Origin of the sequence: Desulfovibrio sp. (genome assembly GCF_014803725.1) — a bacterium.
Lineage (GTDB): Bacteria > Desulfobacterota > Desulfovibrionia > Desulfovibrionales > Desulfovibrionaceae > Desulfovibrio.
On the sequence record NZ_JAAVBE010000006.1, the window covers coordinates 1 to 21,277 of the forward strand.

The 21,277-nt window shown below is 53.6% G+C and carries 18 protein-coding genes and 1 pseudogene; 10 read left to right on the forward strand and 9 right to left on the reverse strand.

The genetic code is table 11. From position 1 onward, the window contains the following. Positions 1 to 80: transposase (locus HDR50_RS12380; RefSeq protein ID WP_365816593.1), on the reverse strand; the 80-nt coding region annotated here is incomplete at its 3' end. 69 nt (positions 81 to 149) lie between these two features. Here HDR50_RS12380 and HDR50_RS02335 point away from each other — a divergent pair. From HDR50_RS02335 to HDR50_RS02360, 6 genes are all read left to right on the forward strand, one after another. Beyond that, positions 150 to 980 (forward strand): hypothetical protein, encoded by an 831-nt coding sequence (locus tag HDR50_RS02335; RefSeq protein ID WP_291355560.1) that lies wholly within the window; start codon positions 150 to 152, stop codon positions 978 to 980. An 11-nt stretch (positions 981 to 991) separates the two neighbouring features. Continuing rightward, on the forward strand, positions 992 to 1,354 hold the full coding sequence (locus tag HDR50_RS02340) for a hypothetical protein (protein WP_291355562.1): 363 nt from the start codon (positions 992 to 994) through the stop codon (positions 1,352 to 1,354). Positions 1,355 to 1,734: 380 nt separating this feature from the next. Continuing rightward, positions 1,735 to 3,066: an AAA family ATPase gene (locus HDR50_RS02345; RefSeq protein ID WP_291355564.1), complete on the forward strand. Its 1,332-nt coding sequence runs from the start codon at positions 1,735 to 1,737 to the stop codon at positions 3,064 to 3,066. Positions 3,067 to 3,104: 38 nt separating this feature from the next. Then, positions 3,105 to 4,133, forward strand: a complete 1,029-nt coding sequence (locus HDR50_RS02350; RefSeq protein WP_291355566.1) for a DUF3150 domain-containing protein — start codon at positions 3,105 to 3,107, stop codon at positions 4,131 to 4,133. A 132-nt stretch (positions 4,134 to 4,265) separates the two neighbouring features. Continuing rightward, positions 4,266 to 5,987 carry a VWA domain-containing protein gene (locus HDR50_RS02355; RefSeq protein ID WP_291355568.1) on the forward strand — a complete coding sequence of 574 codons (1,722 nt, stop codon included), beginning with the start codon at positions 4,266 to 4,268 and terminating at the stop codon, positions 5,985 to 5,987. Between the two features lie 464 nt (positions 5,988 to 6,451). Beyond that, the gene (locus HDR50_RS02360) at positions 6,452 to 7,465 is read left to right on the forward strand and encodes a Fic family protein (RefSeq protein WP_291355570.1); all 1,014 of its coding nucleotides are present in this window, start codon (positions 6,452 to 6,454) and stop codon (positions 7,463 to 7,465) included. Positions 7,466 to 7,924: 459 nt separating this feature from the next. Here the strand turns inward: HDR50_RS02360 and HDR50_RS02365 are convergent, their stop codons facing one another. From HDR50_RS02365 to HDR50_RS02400, 8 genes are all read right to left on the reverse strand, one after another. Next, positions 7,925 to 8,650: a hypothetical protein gene (locus tag HDR50_RS02365; protein WP_291355572.1), complete on the reverse strand. Its 726-nt coding sequence runs from the start codon at positions 8,648 to 8,650 to the stop codon at positions 7,925 to 7,927. Positions 8,651 to 8,808: 158 nt separating this feature from the next. Beyond that, positions 8,809 to 9,696, reverse strand: coding sequence for an amidohydrolase family protein (locus HDR50_RS02370; RefSeq protein ID WP_291355574.1), 888 nt, complete (start codon positions 9,694 to 9,696; stop codon positions 8,809 to 8,811). Further along, positions 9,693 to 10,622, reverse strand: a complete 930-nt coding sequence (locus tag HDR50_RS02375) for an NAD(P)-dependent oxidoreductase (protein WP_291355576.1) — start codon at positions 10,620 to 10,622, stop codon at positions 9,693 to 9,695. The genes HDR50_RS02370 and HDR50_RS02375 overlap by 4 nt, the downstream gene beginning before the upstream one ends. Before the next feature lie 28 nt (positions 10,623 to 10,650). Continuing rightward, a complete protein-coding gene (locus tag HDR50_RS02380; protein ID WP_291355578.1) occupies positions 10,651 to 11,424 on the reverse strand; it encodes an MBL fold metallo-hydrolase in 774 nt (257 codons plus the stop codon). A 27-nt stretch (positions 11,425 to 11,451) separates the two neighbouring features. After that, positions 11,452 to 12,081, reverse strand: coding sequence for a flavodoxin family protein (locus tag HDR50_RS02385; RefSeq protein WP_291355580.1), 630 nt, complete (start codon positions 12,079 to 12,081; stop codon positions 11,452 to 11,454). A gap of 51 nt (positions 12,082 to 12,132) precedes the next feature. Beyond that, complete coding sequence (locus HDR50_RS02390) at positions 12,133 to 13,536, reverse strand: SLC13 family permease (RefSeq protein ID WP_291355581.1); 1,404 nt, start codon at positions 13,534 to 13,536, stop codon at positions 12,133 to 12,135. Positions 13,537 to 13,579: 43 nt separating this feature from the next. Continuing rightward, entirely contained in the window at positions 13,580 to 14,488 is a 909-nt protein-coding gene (locus HDR50_RS02395) for a glycyl-radical enzyme activating protein (RefSeq protein WP_291355582.1), read from the reverse strand. A gap of 144 nt (positions 14,489 to 14,632) precedes the next feature. Further along, positions 14,633 to 17,134, reverse strand: coding sequence for a pyruvate formate lyase family protein (locus HDR50_RS02400; RefSeq protein WP_291355583.1), 2,502 nt, complete (start codon positions 17,132 to 17,134; stop codon positions 14,633 to 14,635). A gap of 257 nt (positions 17,135 to 17,391) precedes the next feature. Between HDR50_RS02400 and HDR50_RS02405 the strand changes: the two genes are divergently transcribed. From HDR50_RS02405 to HDR50_RS02415, 4 genes and pseudogenes are all read left to right on the forward strand, one after another. Further along, entirely contained in the window at positions 17,392 to 18,765 is a 1,374-nt protein-coding gene (locus HDR50_RS02405; RefSeq protein ID WP_291355584.1) for a sigma 54-interacting transcriptional regulator, read from the forward strand. Between the two features lie 581 nt (positions 18,766 to 19,346). Beyond that, positions 19,347 to 19,571: pseudogene (locus HDR50_RS12385) on the forward strand (DUF6538 domain-containing protein); the annotation flags it as partial. Between the two features lie 18 nt (positions 19,572 to 19,589). After that, positions 19,590 to 20,312, forward strand: coding sequence for a hypothetical protein (locus HDR50_RS02410; protein ID WP_291355586.1), 723 nt, complete (start codon positions 19,590 to 19,592; stop codon positions 20,310 to 20,312). 26 nt (positions 20,313 to 20,338) lie between these two features. After that, positions 20,339 to 21,277 (forward strand): site-specific integrase, encoded by a 939-nt coding sequence (locus HDR50_RS02415; RefSeq protein WP_291355714.1) that lies wholly within the window; start codon positions 20,339 to 20,341, stop codon positions 21,275 to 21,277.

The window sequence follows — 21,277 nt, forward strand, 5'->3', positions numbered from 1 at the left end:
AGATCCACTACGCGGATACCGGCCTCTGCCTGGCGCAAGATCCCGATGATCTGCTCTTCGCTGAATCGACTCCGTTTCATGCAGTGCTCCTATGCCAGGAACACTAACTTTTCAATGGATCAGTTTTTGGGGGAGGGGTCAATTTAGACATGACCCTTGTCTGGGAAAAGCCACGGCCAGCCGTGAGGGTGCTCGAAATCAAGAGCATGGAGACGCTTCCACAAAAAGCCTACCCGTCCCATGAACGACAGGTCGAGGGGCAGGTGGCCTTGCTCCAGGAACTCTGGGATGCCCCCGCATTTTCCCTGAAGCGTGGGGATGGGGCGACTGCCCATGAGCATCTTAGCTTCCCCGACCTATGTCGTCGGGAACTGGGGCTGACTATCCCTGCGGCTCCTGATCAGGTCTCGATTGAAGGCTGGCTCCTCTGCGTTTCCATGCGAGATGCACGAGCCTTTGGGGCATATCTGCCGGATACGGACACGTTTGAGGAACTCGGGTATCTGGCCATGGATTATTGGAAAGCTCTCGAAGCCGTTAGGGAAGGTACCTCAGCGTTGAATGACATAGCGCACGCGAAAGGCTTTCACCCGCTGTGCACCTGCTGCCAGTTCAGTGCTGACTGCCCCAAGTTTCCGCAAGGGGACAGCCAGCCACAGTGGGAACCTGCTCTTACCAAGTTGGAGCAGCTCAAAAACAGTCGCTCCGCCTTGGATGGAGAAATCAAGGAGATCGAATCCGCGCTTAAACTCGCACACCGGCTCTCGGGCACCCAGGACTGGATCAATACCGGGGAGCATCGTTTCAGAGTTTCGCAGATGGCAGGGCGCAACGTCCTTGATCGGGATGCTCTCAAGGAAGAGCTATCGGCGATCTTCTTCTCGGAACGAATGGATGACATCGACGTGGATGCGCTGCTTGCCCGTCATGAGCGGGCAGGCGCGCCATTTTCGCGTCTCACCGTCAACACTATTAATTAATGGAGGAAAACATGGGCTATCGGTCAGAAGTGGGATTGGCATTGACCAAGAAAGGCGTTGAAAATCTGAAGCAGAGACTCGCTAACCCTGAACTCAGCCAAGAAATCCGTGAGGTCGTCCGGGAGTTCTTCGACTGTGCGGATAAGCACGCCAAGGATGAGGAAGACGGTCAGGAGGCGTGGTATTGGGATTACCGAAAATGGTACATGGGGTTCCCAGAGGTGGATTTCATTGAACAGCTCTTGTCGGAGCTGCCGGATGAGGATTTCCGCTTCATCCGAATCGGTGAGGACTACGACGACACCGAGATGCGCGGCGGCTTCTGGGACGATCCTTTTGGGATGGAGCTCACTCGGAGCATCACCTTTGCGTGAAAGGAGTCTTGTCGGGCAGTCCTCACTTGGCGGGGGCTGCCCGTAAGGGACGCCTCTCAAGTATTTTGGCGAAGAAATCGGCCACAATCGGCCACGTGGCAGATGTCTCGCTATCGGCCACCCTTATGGCAGGTATCTGCCATTTCCTCGCATATCTTCTCACGGAATCAGCCAAATGGGCGGACTGTAAGGAAATGGCTGATTTAGCCATCCCCCAAAATCCCCTTTTAAGAAATGTCCGGGCACCGTTCGACTAGCCGGGAAATTCCTGACTACCTGAGACCGGACACGATCCGTTCCCCCTCTTTCTCCTCCCAATCCCATACCCAAACTCAGGCACGAGGTGGTGCCACATCAACATTCTAGTCCTAGGAGGTTCCATGGACGCGTCAACCCTTCTCACGAACCTGAAGGTCAAAGACCTGGATGCAGGTGAGGTCTTCAGCAACAAACCCAGCGGCACAGTGGTCAAAGGCTATGAGCAGCCCTGCGCCTACACCCCGGCCATTGCCCCTGAGTATGTCTTTCAGGAATCCAGCCGGGACATTATCGTCTGGCTTCTTAATCCCGGCGAACCGCTCTATGTGTTCGGCCCAGTTGGCTGTGGCAAGACAAGCTGCATCAAGCAACTGGCAGCACGCCTCAACTATCCCGTCTTCGAGGTCACAGGCCACGGCAGGCTGGAGTTTTCCGACCTGGCCGGGCATCTCACCGTTCAGAATGGCAACATGACCTTTCAGTACGGCCCCTTGGCGCTTGCCATGCGCTATGGCGGTATCTGCCTCGTGAACGAGATCGACCTCACTGCCCCGGAAGTAGCCGCTGGCCTCAACAGCGTGCTTGACGGTGCCCCTTTGTGTATCGCGGAAAACGGCGGAGAACTGGTCACCCCACACCCCATGTTTCGATTCGTGGCCACTGCCAATTCCAATGGCGGTGGTGATGAGACCGGCCTGTACCAAGGGGTACAGCGGCAGAACCTGGCCTTCGCCGACCGTTTCATGCTGTGTGAAATGGGCTATCCAGATAGTCAGGTGGAAAAGGCCCTGCTCAGGAAGCGCTTTCCGACATTACCCAAAGCTCTCTGCGCAACCATGGTCAAATACGCCAACGAGGTGCGCAAGCTGTTCATGGGAGAAGGGAGTTCGTCAAGCATGGTTAATGCCATCGAGGTGACGTTCTCCACTCGCAGTCTGCTTCGTTGGGCGGAACTGACCGTCCGTTTCCAGCCCTTGGCCATGCAAGGCGTCCAACCTGTCACCTATGCCCTGGACAGGGCGCTTGCCTATCGGGCCAGCCGAGAGACCAGAGCCATGCTCCATGAACTGGCTCAACGCCACTTCCCCCAGCACAAGGCGACTCATGGCGATGACACTGACCAGGGAAACCCGGAAGACGGTGACGGCGACCTGAGCGGGAGCGCCGGCATCAATTTCATGATGGCAAAGATCCAGAACCTGTCCACTCCCCGTCTGATGAAAATCCATCTGCGGAAGGTTTCCCCGGATGGACACCATAGCAAGGACTGGATTGGAGAAGCACGGGCGGATGGGATGGAACTGCGCTTTGGACGCACAGGCGGATTAAACAATGGGCACTTTTTCGACCGCACGTCCTGTCAGAATGGCATCCCCATGGAAGAGCTGAAGCTCCGGGCACGAAAGAAGCTGCGCGAGGGCTACCACATCATCCCGGAACTGAGCTCATTTTAGAAAGTTAGCGGGACTGCGCCCGCATACGAGGAGAGACAATGACGACGCTTCAAACAGATATTCGCATCCTGGAAAATCTGCTGGCCCTGAATCTGAATATCAGCCTGTGGTCAGCCAGGAAGAAAATGACCCCAGAGGATTTGGGTGGAGCCGAGCTTCCGCCGGAAGACCTCGCATCGCTGGGGTCAAAACGTGTGGCAGATCCGGCGAGCCTCAAGGTCTTCAGCACGCTCAAATCACGAGCCTTCGCCTTCATGGATCGGCATGGCGTCCGCTTCATGTCCGGCTGGGCCATCCCGGAAGACAAGGCTGAGATTATCGTCAATGAGCTGTCCTCCATCCGGGAGGAGTTCGCTCAGGCGAAAACCGCCTTTCTGGCAGATTATGACCGTTCTCTAGAAGCCTGGATCGCCAAGCATCAGGAATGGGCATCCATCATCCGAAATTCCATCGTTTCGTCGGATTATGTACGCGGACGTATGGATTTCCGCTGGCAGCTCTACAAGGTGGCTCCTCTGGATGAGCAGGTGGACAGCGGAAAGGTGCTGGAAGCTGGCTTAAACGAAGAGGTGGAGAACCTGGGCGAAACGCTCTTTGGTGAGGTCGCCCGTTCAGCTGAGGACATCTGGAGGCGCGTCTATGCGGGCAAAAGCGAAGTGACCCATAAGGCGCTGTCCCCCCTGAAAACCCTCCATGCCAAGTTGGCCGGTCTGTCTTTTGTGGAGCCGCATGTGGCCCCGGTAGCCGACATCATCATGTCAGCTCTGGATCGTATGCCCAAGCGGGGCGTTATCAGCGGGGCTGACCTGCTCTTGCTCCAGGGGCTTGTCTGCCTCCTGAAGGATAGCCAGGCACTTATCACCCAGGCACAGGGCCTCATCAATGGCGCATCCGCCGGTAGCGTGTTGGACGTTCTCATGGCAGCAGACCTGAGTGGGGATGCCCAGTCTGACAAGGAGGATGCCGGAGCGAGTGAGCTCCAGAGTGCTCTCAACGAACTGGAGAGCGCGCTTGAGCTTGTGACCCAGTTGCCGAGGACTGAAATTCCCAGCATGGGCTTGTGGTAGTCGTGAGAGCATCAACTCACAGAATCCCTGCCTGCGAGGCAGAGGAATCAAGGGGTAATGCCCCTGAAACGAGCAGCCTACGAATATGCAAGCTGCCCGGAAATGTCCGGGCAGCTTGCATTTGGAGACCCTATGATTCGCAATCGAGACGTACTCAACTCACTGCCCATGCTGGCATCCGTCTTAGGCGACCAGTACGGCATTGAGGTTAGGATCGGAGGAAGTGAGGCGAAAACCGACGGAAAGACGATCTATCTGCCGTCTTTGCCCCTGGAGTGTGATCGGGATTTGCTGGCGCTGGCTAGGGGCTATCTGGATCATGAAGCCGCCCACATCCGGCAAACGGACTTTAAGGCGGTAAAAACTGCCAGAATGAACCCCGTAACCTTCAACTTCTTCAATACCATTGAAGACTGGCGCATCGAGCAGCGATTGGCGGCTATCTTTCCAGGCTGCCGTCAGAACCTGCACTGGCTCATTCGGCGACTCTTTTTGGAGGATAAGAGGGACAAGTCATCCGGGGAGGCAGCTCAATCCTCGGCGCTGCTTATCCTTAAATATGTGCTTCTGACGGTGAGGGCGTGGGATGTGCCAGAACTCTGGGGCAGAGTCTCAGAAATAGGTCAGAGCCTGGATCAGCTTTTCCCCGGCTTGCGTGCCCAGATGGATGACATCCTGAAGGACGTTCAGACTTCCTGCCCTGACACAAAGTCCGCCATCGCCTATGCCCAGCAGCTCGCTGCCTGCCTTCAGGATTGGCAAACTCAAAACTCTGAGGAGCAACAGGATAGGCCCCCTGACGAGAACCAACCGGCAGGCAGAGGCACTGGAAACCAGCAAGACCATGGGAAAACATTTCAAAGCCAGGAGGATGGGACAGAAAAGGAAGGGGAGGAAAACGGCGGCCCGCCCGAATCTGCCTCTGATGTCCAACAGGCAGGAAGCGTCGATAAGGCTGCCACAGTATCACCGAAGAAAGCCTCGGAAGAGCTCGGCTCCCTTTTCGTCATGGATTCTGCCCAACTTCCGAAGGGTACGGGCGAGCATGTGAGCGAAAGCCTGGAGGAGCAAGCCTGTAAGAACCAGGGGGATGGCATCAACGTGGCCATCAGAGGGCGAATGCACCTTGAGCCACTCAGCCCGGAAGACAAGCTGGAAGCACTTCAGGCCAGCATTGCTCTGCGCACCCGATTTAGTTCCCTGTTGCAGATTCAAACTCAAAGGCGTTGTCAGCCTGCTCGAAAAGGACACCTGAACCCCACAAACCTTTATCGCCTCAGCATAGGGAATCCAAAGGCTTTCCAGAAGGAGGGCACCCACACCGGATTGGATACGGCTGTCCATGTCCTGCTGGATGCCAGCGGGAGCATGAGGGGCGAGCCCATGCGGCTCGCATCGCTTGCCTGCTATGCCGTGGGAAAAGCCTTGGAACATGCCAAAGGCATCTCGGTTGGGATAACAGCCTTTCCTGCCTTCTCGGCTCAAAGCGAAGCCGTATTCCCGATTATGGAGCACGGGCAGCCGTTGACCGATAATTTCCAGATCAGCGCTGACTACGATACGCCTTTGGCTGAAGCCCTTTGGTGGACCTTGCAGGTACTGGTGAAACGGCAGGAGCGGAGAAAGCTGTTGCTCATACTCACCGATGGCCAACCGAACACATGGGAGCCGTCAGTAGAGGCTCTGAGGCAGATAACGAGGGTAGGCATTGAAGTGTACGGGGTTGGCCTAAGTGATTGCAACATTGAGAAATTGTTGCCAGGCAGGAGCAAAATCATTCACAAGCTGACAGAACTTGCCCCGGTCATGTTTGACTTCTTGCAACGCTCAATCATGAGGAGGAATGATGGCTGAAGAAAATTCGAGGCAAAAGGTCTTTGACAGGTGCTTGCTGCTAGGAATCATCATCTTGAAAGCTGCAAAAGCAATAATTGATGAGTTGAAAAAATAAAAGTACAGGGCAGGAGTCACCTGCCCTGTACTTTTATTAAGGCTTGCGGCTAATCGAAGGAGTGAGAGCGACGGAGACAAGGAACCACCCACTATGCGGGTGTCAGACAACGGTTGCACACAAAAAGGTACCTATCCATTATGCCCGCTATCTTGATAAGCGGCGTGAGATGCTGGGGGATTGATATGCGCGAGGAATCAGAGCCCCCGCTTCCCTATCCGGCCCGTATACGTTAAAAATCGGGAGAAAGAACCGCTGTGACGGGAGGAGCCCAGAATCGACGACCTTCTTTGGCTCCCTTTGGAGGGCAACGCTTGCTGCGAAGCATTTCATTACGAATTTTTCAGACATGGGAACAATAAGCGATATGACGTATCCTCCATATACCATCACCAGCGCCAGCCTCAAGCAAGTGGCTGCCATAAGCGAGTGGCTCGGCGCTCATGCTGCGGCGGGCGAGCTTGCCGTTGGTTCCTTGTCGCCCCAGTTGCGGCGTGAAAACCGCATCCGCACCATCCACGCCTCCCTGGCCATTGAAAATAACACGCTCAGCATGGAGCAGGTAACAGACATTATTGACGGTAAGACGGTCATCGGCCCTCTGCGAGATATTCAGGAAGTACACGGAGCTGTCTCGGCTTACGAAAAACTGGATGCGTGGCACCCGCATAGGCTGGAAGATTTGCTGGACGCGCACGCGATCCTCATGTGCGATTTGGTGGAAAAGCCCGGTCGTCTCCGCACCGGCGGAGTAGGGGTTTTTAAGGAAAATAGGATCGTCCACATGGCCCCGCCCGCGCATCTCGTGCATGAACATTTGACCAGGCTTCTTGGTTGGCTGGAGCAAACAGACGAGCATCCGTTGGTTGCGAGTTGTGTCTTTCATTACGAATTTGAGTTCATCCATCCCTTTGCCGATGGCAATGGCCGCATGGGACGTCTTTGGCAGACTCTGATTCTCAGCAAGTGGAATCCTCTCTTTGCATATCTGCCGGTGGAAACGCTTGTTCGGCAACGACAGGCCGAATACTATGCCAGCCTAGCCGCTGCCGATGAGCTGGGCGAAGCCACGCCGTTTGTGGAGTTTATGCTCGCCGCGTTATTCGATGCCCTGATTGTCCTCCAAAGCGATCAAGGTGGCGACCAAGTGAACGACCAAGTGCGGCGTCTACTGGAGGTTCTGGGGCAAGAGGAAAAGAGTGCGGCTGCGCTTATGGCCGGCTTAGGGCTGCGCCATGCACCGACATTTCGTAAAAATTATCTGTCACCCGCACTGGGGGCAGGTCTTGTTGAGCGAACAAGACCTGATGCCCCAAGGAGCCCCTTCCAAAAATATACGTTGACGGAAAAGGGGAGAAAAATCATCAGCAGGAAGCTATAAATCATTTTTTTAATTTACATTTGGTAACTTTTAGATTTTTATTATAGATAATAGAATTTGTAACAATAAGAAAAATGAAGGAATTTTCTCTCTTTGTGCTCAAAAATTAGAGTTTTGGTACAGATATTGATTACGAGTACAGTGCATCAGCTGGTAAAGATGGCATTGGATGCAACAAGTAATATAGTAGGGTAGTGGAGGTGGAAATCCCCTTTTGGGGAGCAACTTGACATAAAAGCGCCACGCCATTGCCCTCACCACTGTGGTAACGGAGAAAAATCACATTCGAATAATATTTTCTGTTAGGGAGTTGAAACGCTGGGTCAGGAAAAGGCCAATAGAGTCCCGCAAGGTTCAGAAAGCCATGCGGGACTGGGTTTTTTGGTGATGGTATGCCAATATACTTCAATAAAATAAACGAAGATCGCTATTTGGACTAAGATCAAAGACGGTATCATCCTAGACGCGATTTCTGTTCTTGCCTGCGGTGCAGTCTTCAGCAAAGGAACAGCCCTCGTGGTCGGCAGGAGCGATGTCAATGTCGCTCAGTGCGTCCTCAAGGAGGGAGGTGACGGTCTCATACCGCACATAACCGCGGCTGACAGTGAGGAGTTTGTCCCCCTGAGCGAGAAAGATGCTCGGGTAGGAGCCTACCTCCCCCAAGAGGCGTCCGGCTTCGGCAAGATTGCGTTGTGTCGCGGTGAGTGCCGCCTCGGTGTCTAGGGCGCTCGCGAGTTCTTCCGACGGGATGGCCCAGCGGGCCGCTATGCCGGCGAGGGCCTCCACAGAAAACATGTCCACACCCTTCAGATAGAACATGTCCTCCAGATCCAGAAGCTGGTCGAGCTCATGGCCCGGAGCCAGCCTGTTAAGCGTCACCAGAATTTCGTCAGCGCCTGGGGAATACATGCGGACTTCGCGGCCGGAGAGAGCCGCTTCAATGGCACCGGTGAGTGGGCGCCCTACTGTTTTTTCCACGCTACGCCAGAAATCCACCAGACCGGGATTGGCGGCCAGATCCTCGGCCAGCGTCATGGGCCGTGAAATGAGGTTGCCGCCAACAACCTTTATCGGTAACTCGGGATGCTCGCTGGCGAGCCGCTTCATCACAGGCCCAAATCCATAACACCATGGACAGAAGATATCTGCCAGATAAATAAAGTGAGTGTCTTTCATTTTTTCCATTCCTTTCTCGGAAAATCAGCAATGCTCTGGTCGTGGTTACGGCCCTTCACTCATGTATTGCGCTGCCTTGAAGTACTTTTCCAACAGCTTACGGTCGATGCGATCGCCAACTTGCTGCCATAACACTTTGAGGGGTGGCATCCATTGCTGGCAAGTTCTCATGCACTAAAGGTGATTCCGAGTAGCTTCTCTGCATTCACATGGAAAAATTTTTCAAGGATGTCGTCGCTAAGCCCGAAGCGCTTCACGTCGTGCACAGCCTGTTTAAGGTTATAGCAGGGGTAGGCCGTACCGAAAAGAACACGCTCGCCGTTCAGCCAGCGCATGGCCTGACCATACATCTCATTGCCTGGGACATCTGGGTTGAGCATGTAGATATCAGGCAAAAGCCATATATTTTTTTGAATCAGGCAGAGGTTGAAGACCTGAGGGATCCACGGATAGCACGCATGGGCGAGCACTATCTGGAGCTTCGGGAAATCCTTTGCGACCCGCTGGGCAGCTTCCGGATTGGAATAGTCAAGATTGCCCTGGAAGAAGCTCATGGTCAGGACAACAGGCAATCCCGCCTGCTCAAGTCGGGCATAGATGGGATAAAGCACATTGGCATCCGCCTTTCTGGGGGGGAGGGCGTACGCGGGTTCGAGAGCGATGCCTTTGAAACCTTTACTGATGCATTCCTCCAACTCCTCCATTGCCGCAGCCACGCCCCTTGAGATGTCCAGGCTGCCGAAGGGCACGATTTTCCCCGCTGATATTTCGGCAAGTTCTAAAATGTCGCTGTTGGGCACAGATGCGGAATCATCGGGGATCTGCCTGCCAATCACGACGCCGCCGCAAATGCCGGCCTCGGCCATCTCCTCCCAGAACAGGTCCATCGACTTCTTCTGCGCGGAGGGGCTCGGTACCCCATGCCATTTCTGTGGGGCTTTCTCATTGCACACGGGCGAAAAGATGCCCAGCTGGCAGAAGTGCCTGAACGGCGGACGCAACCTGAAATCAATAATTTTCATTTGAAAAAACTCCATATGGGTGGGGATGGTCATTTCTGAATTTTTTCGAGCCGTTGTTTTGCGTTTGCTATGAGTCCGTTGCGCGCGCTGATGGTTGGGACGAAACCAAAGGCCCTTCTGGCCTTGTCATGGAAATACAGGCCGAATTCCTGTGGCGCTTTTTTCCCCGTGAAAAGGACTTTGCCGGAACCGGGAAACGCCTCGTGAAGAACATCAACAACTTCCTGGAAGGAGAGAAAATCCTCAGGCATGCCGGAGATATTGAACACCCCGTTCACGGCTGTGGTTGCGGTTGCGGCCAGCACCGTCGCATGCGCGGCATCGTACACATTGAGCAAATGCGCGCGGTCTTCGCCTGTGGCATCGTCGATATGGATGTCATTACCGAGAACGCAGCTCTCGATGGTTTTCAGCCGCAGTGCGTTGCCAGGGGTCGCCACCTCTCCAGGCCCGTAAATGAGCGAATAACGCAGGCACGCGACTTCAATACCGTAATTTCTGTGGTATTCGCGCCCGAGGATCTCGTCATAGAACTTTGTCGCTCCGTACATGGTGACATCGGGCGAAATCTTTGCCTCTTCACGGGTATCGATCCTTTCAGGGGCCGTCACGCCGGCGCTTGACGAAAGCACGACGCGCTTCACGCCCGTGAACCTGGAGGCTTCAAGGACATTGGCCATGCCCATTACGTTCACCTGCGTGGCCTTGTAGGGCTCCCGGGCGCAAAGACCTGTGAGGAGACCCGCAAGGTTGATGACCACCTCCGGCTTTGCCTCCTCCATCACCGTTCTCACTCCAGTGAAATCCATAACATCCAGATGTCGATATTCCACACCCGCAGGCAGGTTGTCCGCCTTGTCCTTAAAGTCGGCCACCAGAACGTGTGCTTTCCGTTCCACAAGCTCGGCGACAACGATGCTGCCAAGAAATCCCGCCGCCCCGATTGCAAGAATTTTCATCTTTTTCTCCCTTCAGGCACATGGAATGTCAGGCAACCTTCACCACACCCTCAGCCACTTCATGTCCGGCGCCCACTTCCGGATCATGACAGGGGATGACATTCTCTATGGCGCCGGATTCAGCACCGATTTGTTCAACCGCAGTCAGGGCCCTAGTGACGTCATAGTGGATGCCGCAGGCCGTCGTTTCCGCCACATTGCGGTAGCGTGGGGCGACATCGCTTGTGATGATCTTCTTTGCGCCATCCATGTGGCAAACAACGCCCATCAATCCAGGCGTGTGGGCACCGAAAAGGACGGTCTCGATACCGGGCACGATCATTTCCCTGTCATTCGCGAGTACATGGACCCGGTTTTGATATAAAAGGCGCATGAAGGCTTCCACACGTTTGAAATTGTAATGACGCGCATAGGTGAGGAAACGCATTTCTGAGGAAGTGACGTATCCCAGCTCCCGCTCATGGATATAATAAGTAGCGTTGGGATAGAGATCCTCCCCGATCCAGTGGTCCCAATGGAGGTGAGTGAGGATGACGTGTCTGACATCGACCGGGTCGATACCGGCGCGATTGAGCAGTTCGCGTGGATGGTTGAGATAGGTGAAATTGGAGAGCTTCATCTCCTGCAGGCATTCGGGCGCGTAACCAGTATCCACTACTACAGGACCGGCTGTATCGTCCATTATCACCCAGAAATAGTGTTGGGAGACCGTTTTGGGGTCGAGATCCGGGCGCATGTAGAAATGGTTGCTGCTTGCCACGGGGCCCTTGCCGATGGTCAATGCCAAAATTTCCTGTATCATATCGATACTCCTGCTGGTTGAGGATGCCTAGCGACAGAAGTTGGTCCTGGGCCTCTTCTCGTAAACCGGTTTGGGCACCTGGTTGCCCGCTGCCTCGATGACCTGGAGAATCCACGCCATGTTGCGGCCAAGGGTCCGCATGGTGGCCACGCCCTCAATGTCCTGCGAGAGAAATTCTTCCGGGGTCCAGCCGAAAACCACATTCCAGTATTGGCTGTTGACGGCCAGCAGGTTGGAGCAGTTGAGGTAGTTGCCCAACTGGTGGACGATGCCCACCGCGCCGCCGCGGCGGCACACCCCGATGGCACAGGCCGGTTTGGGGCCCCAGCCTTCAAGATTGTCCGTGGAATAGAGCAGCCGGTCCATGCATGCCTTGAATGGGCCCGGGATGCCCATGTAGTGTGCGGGGCAGCCCAGAACAAGCCCGTCATACCCTTGAAGTTTTTCCCATATGCTGTTGACGATGTCATTATGGATGCAGTGATGCCCGTTGGTCTTGCACTTGCGGCAGTCCAGACAGCCTGCCACAGGCTTGGCACCGATATGCAGCACATCGAGGCCGATGGAGCTCTTGGCGAGTTCCTCGCCGACCAGGTCGATGGCCTTACGTGTGACGCCCCGCGCATTGGAGCTGCCATTGAGGGCAAGAACTTTCATGATGTCCTCCTTGTCTCGAAATGCTGGAGACGCATTCAACAATTTTTGCTTCTACATCGACACATATCCCATGAGGTTCCAGAAGGGATAGAGAATGGCGATGAAGAAAAGATACATGAGCACGGATTTCCAGAAATAGAGCTTCACGAAATGCGCCATGGAAATGAGGCCGAAGCTGTACATCAGCACATAGCCGGCGGCCTCATGCGGGAGAAAGATGATGTCCGTGGAAACGACCAGTGTCATGATGCTGGCCATGGGCTGAATGCCCACATCCGAAGCGAGCGCCGCGAACGGCATGGCGAGCGCAGCCATCATGGCGTATGGCGTGAGGAAAAGGTTGCACAAGGCCCCGATGGACAGCATCAGGAGCAGAGCCACCAGCGGGCTCTTGCCTGCGAGAATGGGAGCGATGATGTTGGAAACCAGCTGTTCCGCATGGAGGTAGGAGGCAACAATGCCAATGCTGAGGCAGCCGGCCACGAAGAAGATGACGCCGAAGTTGATCTTGCGCAGACTCTCGCTCGTGCCCACCTTGAGGCCTGGGAAGAATAGCAGGCAGGGAAAGATCATGAAGCCATAGGCTGGCGGCAGGTCGTGCAGCGGCCCGGTGAGCAGGTAAACCATCAGGAGGGCCACAACAAACAGGGCTCGCTTTTCCTTCACCGTCATGGGCCCGAGCGCGGCAAGCTGCTGATGGAAATACTGGGCGCCGCCCTCGAAGGTGATTTTTTCGGTATGGAAAATCTTGCTCACGCCCCACAGCAGCCCAAGGGAGAAAAAGAAGAACAGCCCGTTGTAGAAGAGCTGATCATACCAGTATATCCTGAAATCCGGCAGAATGGTGCGGACGCCCGCTTCGCCCAGGCCCAGATAGGCGGGATTGTAAATATAGACGCACGTGGTGATGGCCCCGAGCATACCGGCAAAGCAGAGCAGCGCCGCATTCATGGAGCGCGTCAGCTTGATGGCCCGACAGATACCGTAGGTCAGGGCGATCATGATGATGAAGGCCTGGCTGAAAGTTATGAACGATACCACGCACCCGGCGAGGAAAACGCCGTACATCGTGCCGGTGAAGGTGCCCCCGCAGCGGCAGATGCAGGCAAAGGCGATGCGCTGCAAAAGGCCGCACTCATCGAGGACAAAGGCCAGTATCAGCGCGCCCAGGACCATCCAGACGGTCGTGTTGGTCCAGGCGCCAAAGGCCACATTGACAGGCGCTATGCCGACAAGGAAGTAAAGGGTTGGGAGCAGGATGGACGGGATCATCACGTCCATGAGGTCAAAGGCGATGAGCAGGATGACAAAGGTGGTGATGGCGAAAAATATGCGCAGTTGCTGGGTATAATCCGCAGAAAGGGGAATGCACCAGAAGAAGAGGGGGAGCGCTATAGTCACACCCCATTTGACAAGGTCAGCCCGAATGTCAGGCATGGTGGCTGTCGTTTCCATGAGACGTCTCCTTTTCCGGGTTCGCAGTAAATCCGCGTCCTGGTCACACAATTTCTACATATTTTGCAGCGACTTCGCGCAATCTTCGCATCTTCTCCTTGGCCGGGGCGTTTACATCGGCGAGGCCATATTCAAGACCGATGTTCTCATATTTGTCCGCCCCCAGCCTATGATAGGGCAACAGCTCCAGGCGGGCCCCGCGGATCGAGGCAACAAAGCGAGCGAGTTCTTCCACATGGGCATCTGAATCGTTGAAACCGGGGATGACCGGGCAGCGCAGAAGGATCGGCAACGCCGGGAAGTCCTCCGACACCGTGCGGATGTTGTCCAGAATACGCACATTATCCTGCCCCGTTGCTTCCTTGTGGTGCTTGGGCGACATGTGCTTCACGTCCGCCATCAGCTCGTCCAGATGGGCGCAGACGCGGGCGGCATGCTCGTAGGGAACGGCCAGGGAGGTCTCCATCGCTGTGGAAAGGCCGTGCATGTGTGCCTCGCGGCAGAGGGCCTCAGCGAATTCCGGCTGTAGGAGGGCCTCGCCGCCGCTCAGGGTCATTCCGCCTCCGTCACGGTAAAAGAGGGCGTCGTCCGCCACCTGACGGATAACCTCGGCAACGCTTACCGTTTTGCCGATGATGCTGATGGCATCCCTAGGACATATTTCCGCGCAATGGCCGCAAAGCGTGCAAGCGTCGGCATCCCGGTGGAGACGGCCTCCCTCCATGGCGACGGCACCCTGAGGGCATGTCTTCACGCAAGCGCCGCAGCTATGGCAGCGCCGCATATTGCGCGAATACACCGGGCCAGTGGCCTGCGATTCGGGATTGCAGCACCATTTGCAGTGCAGAGGACAACCCTTGAGGAAGACGGTCGTCCTTATGCCGCTGCCGTCATGAACGGAAAACTTCTGGATATTGAAGATCTCACCCCTGAGTTCAGCGCTGGAAGCCATGGGAGCCCCTCCGTTTGTCGGCTCGGTAGATGATTGACAGGCCGTTTCCCCGCTCTATGGCGGGGCATGGATCCAGCCAGCCCCAGAGGCTCGTGCACGGCCAAGGGCCGGGGGGTGGATAATGCCCCCCGGCCCTTTACGCGGCTACACCTCTGCGTGCTCTGCGCGGTCGATGATCTCGCCCTGGAGGCCGGGCGAAAGGTCAACGAAGTACGCGCTGTAGCCCGCCACGCGGACAAGTAGGTTTTTGTACTGATCCGGGTTTTTCTGCGCCTTGAGCATGGTGTCGCGGTTGATGACGTTGAACTGCACATGCCAGAGCTTGAGGTCGCAGAAAGCCCGCAGGAACTGGATCAGCTTGCGCGAGCCGGCATGGTTGGCCACGCTAGCGGGGCTGAGCTTGATGTTCAGCAGGCGCGCCGCCCGTTCGGGCAGGCCGGTGTACTTGGTGTTCGCATTGGAAAGCAACACCGCGGTAGGCCCGCAGGTGTCGGCCCCATGGGAGGCCGAGGAGCCCTCCGAGAGATAGGTGCCGGCAAGGCGCCCGTTGGGCATGGCCCCAACCACCCGGCCCAGCGGGATATGCGACGTCACGGGCACATAGCGCACATCAAGCTCGGTATCGTTGCCGGTGCGGTACTTGTGGGAAAAGGCGACCGCGGCCTTCTCCAGCTCGTAGCCGAGGGAGTCGACATACGGATCGTTGTTACCGTATTTGGGGGCTGTCTTGAGGAGGGCGCGCACGTTCTCATAGCCTTCAAAATTCGCATCAAGGGCGTCGCACACTTCCTGCATGGTCAGCCGCTTTTCCTCGAAGACGAATTTCTTGATAGCCGCGAACGAGTCCAGCACGGTGCCAAGGCCGATGAGGTCGTAGAAACCGATGCTGGCTCCGCCCTTGATCTCGTTGGAGTGCAGGTCGAGGCACTGGGCGAAGGCCTTGTCGTGCAGGAGGGAAAAGAGGGGCGTGGCCAGGTTGGCGGCGCGCACCTTTTCCACGCAGCGAACAAGGATGTAGGCATTCTTGAGCATGTAGTAGAGCTGCTCCTTGAACGCCCCAAAGAGCTCTTCAAATGTCTTGAAGTTTCTGGCATCGCCGGTTTCGAGGCCGTAGAGCTCATTGTTGAACGCGTGCAGCCGCCCGTTGTTCAGCGTCATTTCGAGCACCGAGCCGAGGTTCAGCCACGGGTGCGGCGTCAGGCACGTATCCCAGTTGGGCAGGCGCACTTCCGAGCAGCCCGACGCGGAATAGTCGTTGGCCACCTCCAGGGGCACCCCCTTCTGGAGATAGAGGGGGATGATTTCCTCATCGTTGAAGATCTTGGGAAAGCCCGAACCTTCCTTGATGGTCTCGGCCACTTCCATCAGGTAGCGTTCGGGCGAGCGCGAATGGATGCGCGCCGCGAGATCCGGATAGTTCAGGGGCACCGCCCGTTTGGATTGCAGGATAAGATAGGTGAGGTCATTGGTCGCGTCGCGGCCGTCCGGCAGCTTGCCGCCAATGGTCACCGCCTCCCAGTGCGCGTGCCCTTCATAGAAGGCCTTGGCTTGGGGACTGACGCTGATGTTGATGTAGTTGGCGATGTTCAGCCACAGGTTTTCCAGAATTTCCAGGGCCTCGTCGTCCGTGAGCGTGCCGGCTTCCTTGTCGGCCTTGTAGAAGGGGTAGAACAGCTGGTCAAGGCGTCCGTTGGAGATGACGGAGCTCGTGCGCTGCTCCAAGCGCGAGAAGCACTGGAAGATCCAGTGCGCCTGCACTGCCTCATAAAAGTTGCGCGCGGGAAATTCCGGCACATGCCTGAGGGTGGCCGCCATCCGCTCCAGTTCCTTGCGGCGCTTGGGATCGGTGGTTTCCTTGGCCTGCGCCTCGGCGAGGTCGGCATAGCGGTGGGCGAAAAGGATCATGGCGTCGCAGCACATGATGACGGCCTTGAGGAAGGGCTCCTCATGCATGGCCACTTCAGAATCCAGCGTGTCGAGCTGGGCGAGCCTTTCCGCGGCCTCGCGCCGCATGTCGGCAAAGCCGCGGTTGATGACCTTGCTGTAGTCCGGCACCCACTGGAGGGAGGAGCGGGTGGATGCCGTCTGGGTGATGATGTATTTCTGCCCGTAATAATCCCCGTCCTTGAAAATCAGGCGGCGGGTATCGGGCGGGATGCTCTCGTAGAGCTTGTCCAGCAGGGTGCGCCCGCGCCAGTATTCCGCCATTTCGCGCATCGCTTGGGCATCTTCACTGGAGAGGTCATAGATGTCGTTATCCCCTTCAAAGGCGTCCGCCACCCTGTCCAGGAAGCCGCCTTCCAGCTCGGGGAAGATGATGCCGTGGCGTCCCGGCTTTCCGTCGCAGCGTCCCGCAAGAATCGTGTCTTCCTCGATGCAGATGGGGATGTTGCGGGCGATGTGCATCATGGCTTGCGCCCAGCGCAGGTCGAGGTGCTCGCCCTCGGTTTCTTTCATCGATTCCGTGAAAAGCTTGGCGCGGTCCATGCTGATCCGGGGGAGTTTCTGCTCGCGAAGGCGCTCAAGCATCCTGTAGATGCGGGCGCGGCCCGGCGTGAGCCCCTCCTCGGGGATATCGTAGAGGCGCCCCGCCTCGATGCGCGCTTCCTGTGGGCTCAAGAGTTCGATACCCGTGCAACAGCTCATTCTCATCCTCCTTGATGCCGCCGTGCGGCAGTTTCCCAAAAGCTCCACGAGGGAGTCCGGCTGGATGTGCTATCGGCTGTCTAGCAACGGGAATGCCAAAGAGGATTTATTTTACAACATATTGATTTATATTATATTTTTTTGATAGTCATGTGTGCCTTGAGCATGTTCCTTCATAAGTATTTACAAATAAATGTTCATATTGTACACTTTTTTACAAATATGGACACTTCCATCCCTGGCTCAAGGAGGGCTGCATGGACAAAACAACGCTGGCCATCCTGAAATCGCTGCCTTTTGGCGTCTATTATTGCGATAGGGAGTGCATCGTACGCTATATCAATGAACCTTACGCGCATTATATCGGTCTCCCCCCTGCCAGCATCATTGGCCGCAAGATCACAGACTTTATCCCCTCATCACGCGCAGAGGCCGTGATGACCAGTGGGCGGGAAGAACTCTATCAGGAACATTCCGTTTTCAGCGAGCGCGCGAAAGAGCGTATCCTGGTGAATCGAATCCCCATGCGCGACGCCTCTGGGGATGTCGTTGGCTTTATTTCCCAGTTGCTGAGTGTCGGAAATGAGGGGTGGAACGGTATTCTTGGGAAACTCTCGGAGAATAACCGCGCCCTTGCCAGGCTTTCGGGGAGTGTGGGAAGCGCGGAGGGGATTTTCCGTCAACAGGAGATCGTGACCCAAAGCCCCATCATGCACGAGAGGCTGGAAATGGCACTTCGCTATGCCCCCCATGACGAGCCGGTGCTCATCACTGGGGCAACTGGGGTCGGCAAGGAGCTCTTCGCCCGGATGATCCAGCGCGCCAGCCCGCGGGCGGATAAAGCCTTCGTGTGCGTAAACTGCGCGGCCATCCCCAAGGACTTCATCAATTCCGAGCTTTTCGGTTATGCGAGGGGGGCTTTTACCGGAGCGCGCCAGGAAGGCAAGCCGGGCCTCATGGAACTGGCCGACAAGGGCACCCTTTTTCTGGACGAAATCGGTGAACTGCCGCTGGAGGCGCAAGGCGTACTGCTTCGGGTGCTGGAAACGCGGCAGGTGCAAAGGCTGAACTCACTCAAAATGCGGGAGGTTGATTTTCGGCTGATATCAGCGACTAACCGAGACCTTGCCAAAATGGTAAAGGAGGGGACATTCCGCGAAGATCTTTTCTTCCGTATAAGTGTCTTGCCCATGGATATTCCACCATTACGCGAAAGGGAGGGCGATCTTCAGCCCCTGATCCGGCATTTTTTGAATATTGGTGATCTTACGAAGCGTTTTGAGGAAAGCACCTTAAAATTTCTTCGGAAATACGAATGGCCAGGTAATGTGCGTGAACTGAGGAATGCCTTGGTATATGCGGATATTGCTTCTCAGGGTAAACGAATAAAAATTAAGGATCTCCCAGTGTGGATACAGGCATGTGATACACCTACACAGGACATAGATAAATCATCACAAAGAGAATATAAATCCTATATAAATCCAAGAAAGTTGGATAAAAACGATATAATAGACGCTATAAAAATATGCAATGGAAACATCAGCAACGCAGCAACGATGCTAGGGATATCCAGGACAACTATCTATGCAAGATTAAGAAAAAAGGAAAATAATTTTTCGAAACAATAAATGAAAATATTTAATACTTATTAGAATGTATTGTTGATATATATAACTAAGATAGGAGGGTGAATTTCATATCCAATGCGAAGATTTTGAAAGATAAGTGCCTCTAGTGATGTATTGCATAGATGGTAATAAAGTGATTACTATGGTCATACTGATTGCCATCACAGTGCTTAAGGCGTTGGAAGTGGCATTGGATGCAACAAAGCAAAAAACATAGTTGAGTAGGGGAGGAGAAAATCCCCTTTGGAGGAGCAGCTTGACAAAAAGGCCATGCCTTATATGCTCTCAACGTACCATGCACATGGGGTCAAAAAGTGGGTCAAAAATGGGGTCAAAAAAGCAAAATCCCATTTGAAAAAGGCCTTTAGTTTTAGCTAGTTATATACGCCACATCTCTGTTCAGTGCCTTTTCCCGCCCTCGGCACCAGTTTTAGAAAGGGGTTGTAGCTAACTGGCTATAATCCCTTATTTTTTTCTAAAACAGCTTGGGCGTAACACGCTGAAAACCTGCCAAAAAGCACGAAGAACGCTTGCTGTGCCAATTTGGTGGGTCAAAACTGCCTGTGAGGCCGTGTTAGCCCATGCCTAAAAAATCAATTCTTTCGATCAGTCCCGCAGCCGTTTCCACTAACCATCGGCTGACCAAGAGCTGTGCAGCCCACCTTTACCTGCGAGGGAATATTTATTATTTTCGGTATGCTTTCCCGAAAAAATTTCGGGAAGCGTTCGGACAGACTGAAATCCGAGTGAGCCTCCAGACAGGATTTCGCAGGCAGGCCCAAAAATTAGCGACTCAGTTGTGGAGTTGCGTTGAGGAGCTACTGGTGGCGGATCGCGAAAGTACGCTTCATGAAATAAAAGAAGTGGTTGCATCCAAACTTAAAGAGATTGTTGGAGTCTATACCGGTGTACCAAAGCCAGATTTAAATAAACTTGAATGGTTGGCAGCGTTTCAACACGAAGATGGGTATGTTGACAAATCGAACCTCAAGGCACACTTGGCACAGAGACTCAACGAAATATTTCCTTCTTCTGTTCAATCTACTCCATTACAATTTTCTGAAGTTGCAAGGCGATTTGATTCGTTACAGACGTCATACTTGGAAGAAATTGACAACAAGCTTTATGACCCTGCATCAGAAGTTTGGATTGATAATGATAAAAGTGAATCTATGTTTTCAGTATCTGATAATGAATGGCTAAAACACGAATATGTAACAATTCTAAAGCCTGTTGTAAATAATCCTAAAAAATTAGTAGAATGGTATTTTCCAAATGTACTATATGAATTAGTTAATAGGGGTATATTTAGAGAAAGCGATTTTTCTTCAGAAAATATATTATATATTCTTAATGAGTATCATAAGGTAAAGATAAATATAAATCGCATAATGCTTAAAAGGACAAATGGGGATTATGCATTTGAGAGAAAGTTTAAGCAGCAGTTTATCGGAGAGATTCCTCCAGCGACGTTCTCGACGGGTTGTCTTGGAGGTTCAAGACTGGGACTTAGAGATTTTATTGAAAATTTATTGAAACTAAAGTAAAAGATGGGGACTGGACTAAAAGAAATATTCCTACGCATAGGAACAGGATAGAAACACTTCTGGATGTTGTGGGTGATATTCCACTTTCGGAGATTGATAGAAATAAAATTCGTGAATTTCGTGATATTTTGAGAAAATTGCCCCCCAATAGGCACAAGAAAGAATATGGCAATAAAACTGCCCAAGAATTAATCGCCCTTAACTTGAAAGAAACGTTGAACATTAAGACTATAAACGTAACGATGCAGGCCATTTCAGGGATGTTTGAGTGGGGGATAGAGGAAGGATACTTAGAAACTAATCCTGCAAGGAATTTAAGCATCAAGGATAATAGGCAAGTTATTGAGCTGCGAGAAGCTTTTACTGAACAAGAAGTAAGAAAAATATTTTTCAGCGGAGATTATTTATCCTCGGCATTTAAGAATCCTGCATATTACTGGGTTCCGCTTATTGGCCTCTATACTGGAATGCGCTTAGAAGAAATTTGTCAGCTCCATACGCGAGATATTTATCAAGAAGACGAGCTGTGGATAATTGACATAAATTTAGATAGCAATGATGGAATAAATGATAAAATTCTAAAATCGAAAAATGCAATTCGTAAGATTCCTATTCATAACGATTTGGTGGAATTTGGATTTATCAAATATTGTAACGATATGAAGCAGAATTCTAATCGCTTATTTCCTTTGCTGAATAAGACGGATAAGAGTCCAAAATATGGAAAACAAGTGGGAAAACAATTTTCAAATTGGATAAAGAATAAAGGAATTTTCGGTAAGAAGAGCTTCCATTCATTGCGCCATACATTCAGTGATTATTTTAAGAAGAGAAATCTACAGTCGGATATATTCACTCAAGTCTTTGGTCATGAACAGGTCAGATTATCGATAAAACAATATGGGAGTAAGTTTTCCGTCCTGCAATGCTATAATGAAGTGATAAGCAAGCTGCATTGGAGCTAA